The sequence below is a fragment of the Microbacterium sp. OR21 genome, assembly GCF_047306785.1.
Lineage (GTDB): Bacteria > Actinomycetota > Actinomycetes > Actinomycetales > Microbacteriaceae > Microbacterium > Microbacterium esteraromaticum_E.
The window spans coordinates 91,128-104,573 of the sequence record NZ_JAZEXJ010000003.1 but is presented as its reverse complement, the minus strand read 5'-3'; the positions used below and the strand labels follow the sequence as shown (position 1 = coordinate 104,573).

The 13,446-nt window shown below is 71.2% G+C and carries 11 protein-coding genes; 3 read left to right on the top strand and 8 right to left on the bottom strand.

Annotated features, from left to right (window positions below):
* Positions 1-78: 78 nt before the first annotated feature.
* The gene (gene cysK / locus V2S04_RS09005) at positions 79-1,017 is read left to right on the top strand and encodes a cysteine synthase A (protein WP_413638203.1); all 939 of its coding nucleotides are present in this window, start codon (positions 79-81) and stop codon (positions 1,015-1,017) included.
* A gap of 13 nt (positions 1,018-1,030) precedes the next feature.
* Complete coding sequence (gene epsC, locus V2S04_RS09000; RefSeq protein WP_413638760.1) at positions 1,031-1,594, top strand: serine O-acetyltransferase EpsC; 564 nt, start codon at positions 1,031-1,033, stop codon at positions 1,592-1,594.
* A 33-nt stretch (positions 1,595-1,627) separates the two neighbouring features.
* On the opposite strand, the gene prfA is transcribed toward epsC, so the two are convergent.
* The 5 genes from prfA to lysA all read right to left on the bottom strand — a co-directional run bounded on the left by prfA (position 1,628) and on the right by lysA (position 8,707).
* Positions 1,628-2,704, bottom strand: coding sequence for a peptide chain release factor 1 (gene prfA, locus V2S04_RS08995; protein ID WP_340087062.1), 1,077 nt, complete (start codon positions 2,702-2,704; stop codon positions 1,628-1,630).
* Between the two features lie 24 nt (positions 2,705-2,728).
* Positions 2,729-4,795: a transcription termination factor Rho gene (gene rho, locus V2S04_RS08990; RefSeq protein ID WP_413638202.1), complete on the bottom strand. Its 2,067-nt coding sequence runs from the start codon at positions 4,793-4,795 to the stop codon at positions 2,729-2,731.
* Positions 4,796-4,961: 166 nt separating this feature from the next.
* Positions 4,962-5,882 carry a homoserine kinase gene (thrB, locus tag V2S04_RS08985; RefSeq protein WP_413638759.1) on the bottom strand — a complete coding sequence of 307 codons (921 nt, stop codon included), beginning with the start codon at positions 5,880-5,882 and terminating at the stop codon, positions 4,962-4,964.
* Between the two features lie 64 nt (positions 5,883-5,946).
* On the bottom strand, positions 5,947-7,263 hold the full coding sequence (locus V2S04_RS08980) for a homoserine dehydrogenase (RefSeq protein WP_413638201.1): 1,317 nt from the start codon (positions 7,261-7,263) through the stop codon (positions 5,947-5,949).
* 52 nt (positions 7,264-7,315) lie between these two features.
* On the bottom strand, positions 7,316-8,707 hold the full coding sequence (gene lysA, locus V2S04_RS08975; RefSeq protein ID WP_413638200.1) for a diaminopimelate decarboxylase: 1,392 nt from the start codon (positions 8,705-8,707) through the stop codon (positions 7,316-7,318).
* 114 nt (positions 8,708-8,821) lie between these two features.
* Here lysA and V2S04_RS08970 point away from each other — a divergent pair, with 114 nt between their 5' ends.
* Positions 8,822-9,880 carry a YhjD/YihY/BrkB family envelope integrity protein gene (locus V2S04_RS08970; RefSeq protein ID WP_413638199.1) on the top strand — a complete coding sequence of 353 codons (1,059 nt, stop codon included), beginning with the start codon at positions 8,822-8,824 and terminating at the stop codon, positions 9,878-9,880.
* Between the two features lie 11 nt (positions 9,881-9,891).
* Here the strand turns inward: V2S04_RS08970 and V2S04_RS08965 are convergent, their stop codons facing one another.
* From V2S04_RS08965 to V2S04_RS08955, 3 genes are read right to left on the bottom strand one after another with little or no spacing between them, the layout of a single operon-like run.
* Positions 9,892-10,659: a DUF2993 domain-containing protein gene (locus V2S04_RS08965; RefSeq protein WP_413638198.1), complete on the bottom strand. Its 768-nt coding sequence runs from the start codon at positions 10,657-10,659 to the stop codon at positions 9,892-9,894.
* Between the two features lie 4 nt (positions 10,660-10,663).
* Complete coding sequence (argS, locus tag V2S04_RS08960) at positions 10,664-12,328, bottom strand: arginine--tRNA ligase (RefSeq protein ID WP_413638197.1); 1,665 nt, start codon at positions 12,326-12,328, stop codon at positions 10,664-10,666.
* A 31-nt stretch (positions 12,329-12,359) separates the two neighbouring features.
* A complete protein-coding gene (locus tag V2S04_RS08955; protein WP_413638196.1) occupies positions 12,360-13,343 on the bottom strand; it encodes an N-acetylglucosamine kinase in 984 nt (327 codons plus the stop codon).
* Between the last annotated feature and the right edge of the window lie 103 nt (positions 13,344-13,446).

Genomic DNA, 13,446 nt, shown 5'->3' with positions numbered 1-13,446 from the left:
GAGGCGGACACATTCCGTCATCAGCCGGATGCCGCATCGTAGGCTGATCATGCTGAACCCGCTGACGAAAGGTCCGCCATGACCGGCATCCACAACGACATCACCAGCACCTTCGGTAACACGCCGCTGGTGCGGCTGAACCACCTGACCGAGGGGCTCGACGCCACCGTGCTCGTCAAGCTCGAATCGTTCAACCCGGCATCGAGCGTGAAGGACCGCATCGGCATCGCCATCGTCGACGCCGCGGAGGCCTCGGGCGAGCTGAAGCCCGGCGGCACGATCGTGGAGGCCACGAGCGGCAACACCGGCATCGCACTCGCGATGGTCGGCGCGGCCCGCGGGTACAAGGTGATCCTCACCATGCCGGCCTCCATGTCGAAGGAGCGGCGTGTGCTGCTGAAGGCGTTCGGCGCGGAGCTGGTGCTCACCGACCCGACGCTCGGCATGAAGGGCGCGATCGAGAAGCTGCAGGAGATCATCGAGTCGACGCCGGGCGCCGTGTGGGCCCGCCAGTTCGAGAACTCCGCCAACCCCGCGATCCACCGCGAGACGACCGCTCAGGAGATCCTGCGCGACACCGACGGGCAGGTCGACATCTTCGTGGCCGGCGTCGGCACCGGCGGCACCATCACCGGCGTGGGCCAGGCCCTCAAGTCGGTGAAGCCGGAGGTGCACGTCATCGCCGTCGAGCCGACCGACTCGCCGCTGCTGTCCGAGGGCCGCACCGGCCCCGCGAAGATCCAGGGCATCGGCCCCAACTTCGTCCCCGCCATCCTCGACCGCGACGTGATCGACGAGATCATCACGGCCGGATTCGAGGAGTCGCTGGAGACCTCCCGCGCACTGGCCGCCAAGGAGGGCATCCTGGTGGGCATCTCGGCCGGCGCCGCCGTCGCGCAGGCTCTCAAGGTCGCCGCCCGCCCCGAGAGCAAGGGCAAGCAGATCGTGGTCATCGGCTGCGACACGGGCGAGCGCTACCTGTCGACCGCGCTGTTCGAAGACCTGCGCGAGGACTGATCCCTCCGTGGGCATGATCGCTCGGGTCCGCGAGGACCTCGCTGCCGCACGTCATCGCGACCCCGCCGCACGCGGCGGGGTCGAGGTGGCTCTGCTGTATCCCGGGCTGCACGCGATCTGGGCGCACCGGCTCTGGCACGCGCTGTGGCTGCGGGGGATGCGGTTCGTCGCCCGGATGGGGTCTCAGCTCACCCGCTGGGCCACCGGCATCGAGATCCATCCGGGTGCGCGCATCGGGCGACGCTTCTTCATCGATCACGGGATGGGCGTGGTGATCGGCGAGACGGCCGAGATCGGCGACGACGTGATGCTGTATCACGGGGTCACCCTCGGCGGTCGCACCCGCGATCACGGCAAACGCCATCCCACGCTCGAGGACGGGGTCGCCGTCGGAGCCGGAGCCAAGATCCTCGGACCCGTGCGCATCGGGGCGCGCTCGGTCGTCGGCGCGAACGCCGTGGTGACCAGGGACGCCCCCGCCGACAGCGTGCTCGTCGGCGTTCCTGCCAAGCCGCGCCACCGCGGCGAGAAGGAGCATCTGCGTTCGCTGCTCACCGCGCCGGACTACTCGATCTGACGCCTCGATCCGACGGCGGCCGACCGCGCGACCTCAGTCGCCGCCGAGAGCTGCCAGCCTGGCCTCTTCATCGGCATGGATCGCCGACTCGATGATCGGATCCAGCGCGCCGTCCATCACCTGGTCGAGGTTGTAGGCCTTGTACCCCGTCCGATGGTCGGCGATGCGGTTCTCGGGGAAGTTGTACGTGCGGATCCGCTCGGAGCGGTCCATCCCGCGGATCTGCGAGCGGCGCGCGTCGGATGCGGCGGCGTCGCGCTCCTCCTGCTGCTTGGCGAGCAGTCGGGCGCGCAGCACGCGCATCGCCGCTTCCCTGTTCTGCAGCTGGGACTTCTCGTTCTGCATCGACACGACAATGCCGGTGGGCACGTGCGTGATGCGAACCGCCGAGTCGGTGGTGTTCACCGACTGGCCGCCGGGACCGGACGAGCGGTAGACGTCGATCTTCAGATCGTTCGCATCGATCTGGATCTCCTCCGGCTCGTCGACCTCGGGGAACACCAGCACTCCGGTCGTGGAGGTGTGGATGCGGCCCTGCGACTCGGTCGCGGGCACACGCTGCACGCGGTGCACGCCGCCCTCGTACTTCAGATGCGCCCAGACGCCCTGCGACGGATCGGACGAGGAGCCCTTGATCGCGACCTGCACATCCTTGTAGCCGCCGAGGTCGGACTCGTTGCGCTCGAGGAGCTCGGTCTTCCACCCCCTGGACGCCGCGTACTGCACGTACATGCGCAGCAGGTCGGCGGCGAACAGCGCCGACTCGGCTCCGCCCTCCCCCGCCTTGATCTCCATGATCACGTCGCGCGCGTCATCCGGATCGCGTGGGATGAGCAGCCGCCGCAGCTTCTCCTGCGCGACGCGCAGGCCCTCCTCGAGCACCGGCACCTCGTCGGCGAACGCGTCGTCCTCCCTGGCCAGCTCGCGAGCGGCGTCGAGGTCGTCCGACGCCGCGGTCCACGCGTCGTGCGCCGCGACGATGCGATTGAGCTCCGCGTAGCGCCGGTTCACCCGCTTGGCGCGGGCGGCGTCGGCGTGCACCGCCGGGTCGGAGAGCTCCTCCTGCACCCGGCGATGCTCCTCGATGAGGGCCTGGACCGATTCGAACACGGCTCTGCTCCGGTCAGCGATGGATCAGCGGATGCTGTTCTCGTGGGCGTGCGAGCTGCCGTTGGAAGCCGGCGCGGGCACCGACTTCTGCATCTGGAAGAGGAACTCGACGTTGGAGCCGGTCTCCTTGAGCTTGCCGAGCACGACCTCCAGGGCCTGCTGCGGGTCGAGGCCGGCGAGTGCGCGACGCAGCTTCCAGGTGATCTTGACCTCGTCCGCCGAGAGCAGCATCTCCTCCCGGCGCGTGCTCGACGCGTTGACGTCGACCGCCGGGAAGATGCGCTTGTCGGCCAGCTGGCGCGACAGACGCAGCTCGCTGTTGCCGGTGCCCTTGAACTCCTCGAAGATGACCTCGTCCATCTTCGACCCGGTCTCGACGAGCGCGGTCGCCAGAATGGTCAGCGACCCGCCGTTCTCGATGTTGCGAGCGGCTCCGAAGAAGCGCTTGGGCGGGTAGAGGGCTGCCGCGTCGACGCCGCCGGTGAGCACCCGGCCCGACGCGGGGGTCGAGATGTTGTACGCGCGTCCGAGACGGGTGATCGAGTCGAGCAGCACGACCACGTCGCGACCCAGTTCGACGAGGCGCTTGGCCCGCTCGATGGCGAGCTCTGCGACGGTCGTGTGGTCTTCGGCGGGGCGGTCGAAGGTCGAGGCGATGACCTCGCCCTTGACCGTGCGCTGCATGTCGGTGACCTCTTCGGGACGCTCGTCGACGAGCACGACCATGAGGTGCACCTCGGGGTTGTTCTGCGCGATCGCGTTGGCGATCTGCTGCAGCACGATGGTCTTGCCGGCCTTGGGCGGTGCGACGATCAGGCCGCGCTGCCCCTTGCCGATCGGGGCGACCAGGTCGATGATCCGCTGGGTGAGCTTCTCGGGAGCCGTCTCCAGACGCAGCCGCTCCTGCGGGTACAGCGGCGTGAGCTTGCCGAACTCGACGCGGTTCGCCGCATCGTCGGGCGAGAGGCCGTTGATCGAGTCGACCTTGACCAGCGCGTTGTACTTCTGACGCCCCTGCTGCTCGCCCTCGCGGGGCTGCTTGATGGCGCCGACGACCGCGTCGCCCTTGCGCAGGTTGTACTTCTTGACCTGTCCGAGCGAAACGTAGACGTCGCTGGAGCCGGCGAGGTAGCCGGTGGTGCGCACGAAGGCGTAGTTGTCGAGGACGTCGAGGATGCCGGCGACCGGGATGAGGACGTCGTCCTCGCCGATCTCGGTGTCGAACTCGTCGGCGGTGGTGTTGCCGCCGCCACGACGCTTGCTGCCGCGCTGGCGCCCGCGGCCCGAGCCGCCGTCGTCGTCGGAGTCGTTCTGGCCGCCGGTGCTCTGGGCGCTGCCGCTCTGGCCGCTCTGCCCGTTGCCGCCCTGGCCGTTGCCGCCGCGACCGCGGCTGCGGCTGCGGCTGCGGCTGCGGCTGCGACCGGAGCCCTCACCGTCGCCGTCGTTGTCGCCGCCCTGGTCGCCGGCAGCGGTCGCCGGCTCGCTCGTGGTGGCGTCGGCCGTGCTCTCGGCAGGCGCTTCGGCCTCGGCGCTCTTCGCGCCGCGTCGGCCGCGTGCGGGTCGCTTCGCGGTCTCGGCGGGCGCCTCCGCGTTCTCGTCCGCGCCCTTTGCGCCGCGGGGCTCGCTGCCGGCGGTCTCCGCGACGGCATCCGCAGCGGGCGCCTCCGGAGCGCTGCCCGGCTCGGCGGCGGCAGCGGCGTCGGTCTCGGCATCCGCCTTCTTCGTGCGCGCAGCGCGCTTGCGCGCCGGCTTCGCCGGCTCCTCGGTCGCGTCGGACTTCTCGGCGGTGTCCGCCTTCGCCGGGGTGGCATCCGCCGGGGCATCCGCCACGGGCAGATCGAGCGTCTCGGCATCGGCCTTCTTCGCGCGGCTGCGGCGCGGGGCCTTCGCCTTCGGCTGCTCGTCGGCAGGTGCGGCATCCGCCGCGGGCGTCGCCGGCGCCTCGGCGGGCGTCGCCTCGGCCGCAGCCGCAGCCGCAGCCGACGCGGTGGTGGCGCGACGCGGCGCGCGCTTGCGGACCTGCGCCGGAGCCTCGGTCGTCACCGACTCGGTGGCGGGGGTGTCGTTCTGGGTCTCGGAGAGGTTCTCCACGAGTACTCCCTCATATGTCGTGGGAAGACGAGCAGTCCGATGTGCACGCAGCAGATGCTGCGGGCATCACACGCGCCGGGGCAGAGCGCCTGCCGGCCAGTACCTGGGTGTTCCTGGGGATCGCGTGCGGACTTCGCAGAGTTGCGATAGGGCGAGAATCACGAAGTTACGTGGAGCCCTCCGCTCGTTCCCTCACTGTACCACCCTGCACGTCGACCGCGAGCATGTGGGCCTGCCACGGAGTGTCCGTCACGTCATCCGCGATCTCGACGGCGCGCTGACGCGCGCCGGGGCCGTCGGCGAGCACGAGCACACTGGGCCCGGCACCCGAGACGACTGCCGCGAAGCCCTCGGCGCGCAGCGCCTGCACGAGACGCAGCGTCTCCGGCATCGCGGGCCCGCGGTAGTCCTGGTGCAGGCGGTCATCGGTGGCGTCGAGCAGCAGCTCGGGGCTCTGCGTGAGCGCGGCGATCAGCAGCGCCGAGCGCGACACGTTGAACACCGCGTCCTCTCGGGAGACGTGCGGCGGCTGCAGCGAGCGGGCGAGCGAGGTCGACATCGTGAAGCCGGGTACGAACACTACCGGCGCGACGCCGCGGTGCACCAGCAGCTTCTTGTGCCGCGGGCCGCGCTCCGCGGTCCAGGCGATCGTGAGGCCGCCGAACAGGGCAGGTGCGACGTTGTCGGGATGCCCCTCGAGCTCGGTGGCCAGGCGCAGCAGCGCGTCGTCGTCGAGGTCGACGTCGCCGGCCAGCAGCCCCTTGGCGATCAGGATGCCCGCGGTCACCGCGGCACCCGACGAGCCCAGCCCGCGCCCGTGCGGCACGCCGTTCTCGGCGTGCAGGTGCAGCCCGGGCATCGGGCGGTCGACGTCGGCGTAGACGTGCGCGATCGAGCGGACCACGAGATTGCTCTCGTCGGTCGGGATCTCGTCGGCGCCGGGGCCGGTGACCTCGACGACCAGCCGGTCGTCGTCGAAGGATGACGCCGTGAGGGTGTCGTAGACGCTCAGCGCGAGGCCGAGCGTGTCGAATCCGGGTCCGAGGTTGGCGCTGGTGGCCGGCACCGTCACCGTGACGGTGCGCACCGCGCCGTCGACCTGCGGCGCCGCCGCGACGACCGGCTCTGCGGGTACGAGGGTGACCCCCACGTCACTCCCCCTCGACGCGCAGCACCGACACCACGCGCTCGACCGCGTCGCTCGCCGCGAGGCGATCGACGGCGGCGCTGAGGGCGCTGTCGGTGGCACGGTGGGTGCCGATGATCAGGCGGGCGGTGTCGCCCCCGGCGCCGTCCTCGGCGGGGATCACCGTCTGCACGAGGGTGGCGACGGAGACGCCGCCCTCGCTGAGCAGTCCGGCGATGGCGGCGAGCACGCCCGCCTCGTCGGACACCTCGAGGGTGATCTGATAGCGGGTCAGCACGTGCCCGATCGAAACGACCGGCAGGTTGGCCCTGGTCGACTCGCCGACTCCGGTGCCGCCCGCGATGTGACGGCGCGCGGCCGAGACCACGTCGCCCAGCACGGCGGACGCCGTCTGCACGCCTCCGGCTCCGGCGCCGTAGAACATCAGCGAGCCGGCGGCCTCGGCCTCGACGAAGACGGCGTTGTTCGCACCGTGCACGGCACCCAGCGGGTGATCACGCGGCACGAGCGCCGGATACACGCGCACCGAGATCGACTCGTCGCCGCCGTTGCCCAGTCGCTCGCACACCGCCAGCAGCTTGATGACGAATCCGGCTTCGCGCGCCTCTTCGATCATGTCCGCGGTGACGGTGGTGATGCCCTCGCGGTGCACGGCGTCGAGCGGAACGGCGGTGTGGAAGGCGAGCGATGCCAGGATCGCCGCCTTCTGCGCGGCGTCGTACCCCTCGACGTCGGCGGTGGGGTCGGCTTCTGCGTAGCCGAGACGCTGCGCGTCGGCGAGCACGTCGGCGAAGTCAGCGCCCTCGCCGTCCATGCGGTCGAGGATGTAGTTGGTGGTGCCGTTGACGATGCCCATGATCCGCACCACGCGGTCGCCGGCGAGCGAGTCGCGCAGCGGACGGATGATGGGGATGGCGCCGGCGGCGGCGGCCTCGTAGTAGACGGAGGCGCCGACGCGTCCGGCTGCGTCGAAGATCTCCGGGCCGTGGGTGGCCAGAAGCGCCTTGTTCGCCGTCACCACGTCGGCCCCCGAGCCCAGACCCAGCAGGATGTGCGAGCGGGCCGGCTCGATGCCGCCCATCAGCTCGATGACGATGTCGGCCCCGGTGATCAGCGTCTCGGCGTCGGTGGTGAACAGCTCGCGGGGAAGGTCGACGTCACGCGGCGCGTCCACATCGCGCACGGCGATTCCGGCGAGCTCCAGATGCGCCCCTGCGCGGTCGGCGAGCTCGTCGCCGTGGCGCAGGAGCAGGGAGGCCACCTGAGAGCCCACGGCCCCGGCCCCCAGCAGCGCCACGCGAAGTCGTCGGTAGTCAGTCATCTGCGCTCCTCAGCACGTCGGATGGGTGATTCGGTCTGGCCCGAGCGGCGGGTCACTGCGGGATGCCCGCGTCGCGCGCGAGCAGATCGTCGATCGACTCGCCGCGCACGATGACCCGGGACACGCCGTCGGCGACGGCCACGATGGGCGGCCTCGGCACGTGGTTGTAGTTGCTCGACAGCGGCGCGCAGTACGCGCCGGTCGCGGGCACCGCGAGCAGATCGCCGGGCGCCAGATCGCCGGGAAGGTACTCGTGGTCGACGACGATGTCGCCCGACTCGCAGTGCTTGCCCACGACGCGCACGAGCACCGGGTTGCCGGTGCCGGTCCGGGACGCGAGCCGGGCCGAGTACTGGGCGCCGTACAGGGCTGGGCGCGCGTTGTCGCTCATCCCGCCGTCGACGCTGACGTAGCGCCGCGTCGTCGTCTCGAGCGCGACGTCCTTCGTGGTGCCGATCTCGTACAGGGTCACGCCCGCGTTCCCGACGATGGCGCGGCCAGGCTCGAACGACAGGGCCGGCATCGGGATGCCTCGGGCGGCGCACCCCTCGGCGACCGCCGAGACGATGCCGTCGGCGAGCTCGGCGATCGGCGTGGGATCGTCGACCCGGGTGTAGGCGATGCCGAAGCCGCCGCCCAGGTTGAGCTGCGGGATCTCGCCGCCATCGAGCAGCTGCTGATGCAGGTCGAGCACGCGGGAGGCGGATTCGCGGAACCCGGCCACCCCGAAGATCTGGGATCCGATGTGGCAGTGCAGGCCGACGAACACCAGCCCGTCGATCTCGCGGATGCGGGCGACGGCGGCAGCCGCCTGGTCGAGGGGGAAGCCGAACTTCTGATCCTCGTGCGCGGTGGCCAGGAAGTCGTGCGTCTCGGCGTGCACGCCGCTGTTGACGCGCAGCATCACCCGCTGCGAGGCGTCGGTGCGCGAGACGATCGCAGCGAGGCGCTCGATCTCGATGAGGCTGTCGATGATGATCGTGCCGACCCCGGCACCCACCGCGCGTTCGAGTTCGGCGGCGGACTTGTTGTTGCCGTGGAAGCCCAGCCGTCCGGCATCCGCTCCCCCGGCCAGCGCCACCTCGAGCTCGCCGCCGGTGCAGACGTCGACGTTCAGCCCCTCGTCCAGCACCCAGCGCACGATCGTCGTGTTCAGCAGCGCCTTGCCCGCGTAGTAGATGCGCGCCGTCGTGCCGTGGGTCGCCGCGGCGTTCTCGAACGCGGCGCGCAGCGTCGCCGCTCGGCGGCGCACCTCTGTCTCGTCGATCACCTGCACCGGCGTGCCGTACGTGCGGGCCAGATCGCCCGCACCCACGCCGCCGATGTGCAGTTCGCCGTCGGCGTCACGGCGAGCGGAGCGCGGCCACACCCCCTCGACCAGGTCGTCGGCGTCGTCGGGGACGAGCAGCCATCCGGGGGCGGGAGAGGAATCAGGGGAATGCACGCAGAACCAATCGGATCACGGGGTCTCGCCGTGGCGGCGAGGTCGCCCCTGATTCTAAGACACCGCCGCGTCAACCCCCGTCCACATTCCGATGCGCTCAATAGTGTGGGGAGGATGGAGAGGCCGACGAGTACCGAACCGGGTTCGACCACGCGACCGGAGCAGAAGGGGTGGCTGGCGCGGACATCCGCGAACCTGATCCGACGTCTGCTGCGGCTGCGCATCGTCCGCGCCGCCCTGCTGTACAGCGGACGGCGCGGCCCGATGCTCGCAGACGCGGTCACGTATCGCGCGCTGTTCAGCGTCTTCGCCGCCGTGCTGCTCGGGTTCTCCGCGGCCGCGCTGTGGCTCTCCCGGGATGCCGCAGCGTGGAGCGCCGTGGTCTCGGCGGTGGACTCAGCGGTGCCGGGTCTGATCGCGACGGACGGAGAGAACGGCATCGTCGACCTCGGCGACATCACCGCGCCCGAAGGGCTGTCCGTCGCCGGGGTGATCTCGCTCGTGGGCCTCATCGGATCGGCGCTCGGCGCGATCGGCTCGATGCGCACCGCGGTGCGCACGGTCGCCGGAACCGAGCACACCGACGTGGTGTTCTACCTGGTGATCCTGCGCAGCGTCCTGCTCGCGCTGATCATCGGCGGCACCTTCGTCGCCGCGGCCGGACTCACCTTCGCGGGAGAGCTGATCGTCGGCTGGATAGCAGGACTGCTGGGGGTCGCGGGCGACTCGGCCCTGGTGTTCTGGTCGGTGCGGCTGCTGTCGCTGGTCGTCGTGTTCGCACTCGACGCGGTGCTGATCGCGGCGGTGTTCCGGATGCTGTCCGGCGTGCGGGCCTCGGCCGGCGCGCTGTGGGGCGGGGCGCTCGTGGGCGCAGTCGGACTGCTGGTGCTGCAGGAGCTGTCGGGACTCTTCGTCGGCGGGGCGAAGTCGAACCCGCTGCTCGCCTCCTTCGCCTCGCTGCTGGCGCTGCTGCTGTGGCTGAACCTCTCGACGCAGGTGATCCTGATCTCCAGCGCGCTGATCACGGTCTCGCACCGCGAGCGCAGCGACCGAGTCGCCGAACGGTTCGGGGCCGAGACGCTGCCGGAGTTCGCGCTGCGCCGGGCGGAGGACGACGTGCGCGCGGCCACCGCGGCGCTGCGCGCCGCGCAGAGGGCTGCCGCGCCCGAGTGAGGAACGGGCCCTCAGGGGCTGGGGCAGGTGCCGTTCTCGAGCAGTGCCTGGTCCACCGTGATCCGTCCGTCGGCCGAGATGTCGGCGACGGCGCGGGTGCCCTCGATGCGCAGCCCGGTGAGGGTGATCCCCGCGGGGAGACGATCGGCGATGCACACGCGCTGCGGCTGCGTGATGCTCTCCGCTGCGCCGCCGATCATTCCCGCCACCGCCCCGAGGTCCACCTGGGCGCCGTTGAGCATCAGCGACACGGGGGCGAGCAGGAGGTCTCCGTCCTCGGCTGCGGGGGTGACGGTGAGTCCGACGGGGATCTGGCGCCCGAACAGCTCGAGCTCTCCCTCGACGGTGGCGTTCGGCGCGGCGAGCGCGATGCGGGTGATGGGCAGCTCGGAGTTCTCGAGCAGGGAGCCGAACTCGTCCTGATCGATCGAGACGGTGCCCTCGGCCGTACCCAGCTCGCCCCCCGTGATCGGCACGTCCGTCGCCGTCACCCGGGCCGAGCCGGTGATGCCGCCGATCGTCACGTCGTCGGATGCGAGGCGCACCTCGTCGAGCGTGCCGGAGATCAGCTGCGGCAGCAGCACGCCCGGTGTCTGCACGTCGAGCTGCTGGTCGGCCGGCAGATCGAGATTGGAGATGACGAGCGAGCGGACCGTGCTGGGGACGATCGCGCGGGCGGCGAGCTCCCCGGCGACGACGAGGCCTGCGAGCACGAGAGCCACGACGAGCACGACCCAGGGCCAGCGCGCCCTGCGTCGTGCGGTCTGCGCCCTCGTCATGCGATCACATCCGCTCGGGGGCGGAGACTCCGAGCAGGTCGAGCCCGTTGCGCAGCACCTGCCCGGTGGCGTCGTTCAGCCACAAGCGCGTGCGGTGCACCGTCTCGATCGGGTCGTCGCCCTTGGGGATGACACGGCAGTTGTCGTACCAGCGGTGGTAGAGGCCGGCGAGCTCTTCGAGGTAGCGCGCGATGCGGTGCGGCTCGCGCACCTCGGCTGCGAACGCGACCAGGCGCGGGAACTCCTGCAGCGCGCCGAGCAGCGCGCTCTCGGTCTCATGGGTGAGCAGCTCGGGGGCGAACTCGGAGCGGTCGACACCCGAGTCCGCGGCGTTGCGCGAGACGTTGTGCGTGCGAGCGTGCGCGTACTGCACATAGAAGACCGGGTTGTCGTTGGTGCGCTTCTGCAGCAGCTCGGGGTCGAGGTCGAGCGGCGAATCCGCCGGAGAGCGCTCCAGCGCGTAGCGCAGCGCGTCGGTGCCGATCCAGGCGCGCAGGTCGTCCATCTCGATGATGTTCCCTGCCCGCTTGGACAGACGGGCACCGCGCACGGAGACGAGCTGGCCGATGAGCACGTGGATGTTCTTCTCGGGGTCCTCGCCCGCGGCGCCCGCGACCGCCTTGAGGCGGTGCACGTAGCCGTGGTGGTCGGCGCCGAGCAGGTAGATCTTGTCGCGGAAGCCGCGGTCGCTCTTGTTGAGGTAGTACGCGGCGTCGGCGGCGAAGTACGTGTACTCGCCGTTCGAGCGGCGGATGACGCGGTCCTTGTCGTCGCCGAAGTCGGTGGTGCGCACCCAGACGGCGCCCTCCTCGTCGAAGACGTGGCCCTGTGCGCGCAGCCGTTCGACGGCCTGGTCGACGAGGCTCGATCCGTCCGGGCCGGCCGCGTGCAGGGTGCGCTCGGAGAACCACACGTCGAAGGGCACGTTGAAGGCATCGAGGGATGCCCTGATCTCGGCGAGCTGATACTCGTAGGCCTGGTCGCGGGCGATGACCAGCTGTTCGTCGCCGGGCAGGTCGAGCAGTCCGGGGTGCGCGGCGAGCACACGCTGCGCGAGCACGGCGATGTACTCGCCGGGGTACCCCCCTTCGGGCGTCGGCTCGCCCTTGGCCGCAGCGAGGATCGACTGGGCGAAGCGCTCCATCTGGGCACCCGCGTCGTTGATGTAGTACTCGCGCACCGCGTCGGCGCCGCTGGCCAGCAGCAGGCGCACGATCGAGTCGCCGAGCGCCGCCCAGCGGGTGTGCCCGATGTGCAGCGGCCCCACCGGGTTCGCCGAGACGAACTCGACGTTCACCGAGACTCCCGCCTGGGACTGGTTGGTGCCGTACGCCTCACCCTGCTCGACGATGCTCTTCGCCAGGGCGCCAGCGGCACCGGCCTCGAGGCGGATGTTGATGAAGCCGGGACCGGCGACCTCGACGGCGTCGATCCCCGCGGTCCGCGCCAGGTCGTCGGCGATCCGCTGGGCGAGCTCGCGCGGGTTCGTGCCGAGCCGCTTGGCCAGACGCATGGCGATGTTGGTCGACCAGTCGCCGTGGTCGCGGTTGCGCGGGCGCTCCAGCACGATGTCCGCAGCGTCGACGCCGAGCTCCTCGTCCGGTCGCAGCGAAGCCGCGATCGGACGGAGAACGGCGAGGACTGCGGCGGAGAGGGCTTCAGGGTTCATAGACGGTCAAGTCTACGGCTCGCGGCGGCCTCTACCGGAACGAGGCGACGGAGTCGGTCAGCCGGGCGAGGACCGCTTCGTCGGCGACGCCGCCGGCGGCGCGCACGGCGAGCACGGCGGCGCCGACGGCGCCGTCGCTGACCGGGCGCAGATCGAGGCGTTCCCCGGATGCGCCGAGCCGCGCGATGAACGCGTCCCGGACGGGGCCGGGTCGCGCCAGCACGCTGCCGCCGACGACGACGGGCCCGCTGCCGTCGAGGACGGCGGAGAGCGTGTCGGCGAGGTGCTCGCCGGCGGCGGTGAGGATGCCCCGCGCGACCGTGTCGTCGACGTCGAAGGCGTAGGGCGCGAGAACCGCGAGTTCGATCGGCGGATGCCCGTAGAGCCGGCCGATCAGCTCCTCGAGCTCGAGCTGCCGCCCGTCGGTGCGCACGTCGGTTCGCTCGAGCCCGTAGTGCGCGAGCACGCGATCGGTGAGCGCGGTGGGCGGGGCCGTGCCGTCGAGATCCTGCACGGCGGCGCGGGCGATCGCGTGCCCGATCCAGAACCCGCTCCCCCGGTCGCCGAGCAGCCAGCCCAGGCCGTCGCCGGCCGCGTCGATGCGGCCGTCCTGCACCCGGATGACGCACGCTCCGGTGCCCGAGACGAGGGCGTACCCGAACGGAGCCGCCGCGCCGCTGAAATACGCGGCGAGCAGATCGGACTCGAAGCGCAGCGCGCCGCGGTAGCCCGCCGGGACCAGCCGCTGCATCAGCCACTCGCTGCCGCCGGACGCCCGCATCCCCGCCATGGCCGCCACGATCATCGACACATCGTCGAGCCGGCGTCCGGTGGGTTCGAGAGCGCCGCGGATGGCGTCCAGCACGCCGGCCGCCGCGCGCTCCGGGCCGGCTGAGATGGGGTTGCCGCGGCCGCCGATGCCGTAGCCCAGGCAGCGTCCGGTGAGGTCCGTGAGCACTGCTCGGGTGGAGGTCCCTCCGGCGTCGACGCCGACGAGGAGCGGTTCGTGACTCATTTGTGATGTTGTCCTGTTTGACGTTTTCGTCGCGTGAGAATAGTTTTCATTCCAGCAGGGATCGCCGGACGAGAGCACTCGCCCGAACCGCTGGAGAAGTTGG

Coding starts and splice junctions, on each gene's coding strand:
- argS (WP_413638197.1), bottom strand. CDS start 12,328: ATGAACCCTGAAGCCCTCTCCGCCGCAGTCCTCGCCGTTCTCCGTCCG.
- V2S04_RS08980 (WP_413638201.1), bottom strand. CDS start 7,263: ATGACTGACTACCGACGACTTCGCGTGGCGCTGCTGGGGGCCGGGGCC.
- V2S04_RS08965 (WP_413638198.1), bottom strand. CDS start 10,659: ATGACGAGGGCGCAGACCGCACGACGCAGGGCGCGCTGGCCCTGGGTC.
- V2S04_RS08955 (WP_413638196.1), bottom strand. CDS start 13,343: ATGAGTCACGAACCGCTCCTCGTCGGCGTCGACGCCGGAGGGACCTCC.
- epsC (WP_413638760.1), top strand. CDS start 1,031: ATGATCGCTCGGGTCCGCGAGGACCTCGCTGCCGCACGTCATCGCGAC.
- cysK (WP_413638203.1), top strand. CDS start 79: ATGACCGGCATCCACAACGACATCACCAGCACCTTCGGTAACACGCCG.
- V2S04_RS08970 (WP_413638199.1), top strand. CDS start 8,822: ATGGAGAGGCCGACGAGTACCGAACCGGGTTCGACCACGCGACCGGAG.